At 50.2% G+C, this 492-nt stretch carries 1 protein-coding gene; it reads right to left on the bottom strand.

Annotated features, from left to right (window positions below):
- Positions 1-274: 274 nt before the first annotated feature.
- A partial coding sequence (locus tag EYW45_RS24385) for a hypothetical protein (RefSeq protein WP_235938724.1) occupies positions 275-492 on the bottom strand: 218 nt, incomplete at its 5' end.

Genomic DNA, 492 nt, shown 5'->3' on the forward strand with positions numbered 1-492 from the left:
AGGAGTTTTTCAACTTCGTCAAGTCAGCTTTATTTCGCTGATCTGACATTTTCGTGACTGGCGACTTATTCGCTACCACCCACAAAAACCACTTCATAACACCGCTTCAACGCTTGCAGACCGAAGCCCGCAAACCTCACCGATCGACTACTGAACCAGAAGATTTTCGCTTCCAATTCGCCGTTGAGCGAAGCCCTCCACTTTAGCACATTTCGCTGAGTTCAGCAACCGGCTTCGCGCCTAACTTGCCTTCGAACATCTCGCTGAAATGACTTCAGTGCCGATCGATCCGATCACCCCAAACCACCTGAAAACCGAAGCTTTCTGCAACTCGCGTTGCCTGGCCAGAAGCACTCTGATCAATCGTCCCGCACCTGCTTGGAATCGCTTCGTACCCCTTAGGGTTAACCCGCATTTCTCTGCAACTGCCGAGCCAGAGAATATAGCACAGTTTTAATTTGCAGTGCAACTTGGCACCAAAACTTACTGCCC

The organism is Schauerella aestuarii, assembly GCF_009866805.1.
Classification (GTDB): Bacteria; Pseudomonadota; Gammaproteobacteria; order Burkholderiales; family Burkholderiaceae_B; genus Schauerella; species Schauerella aestuarii.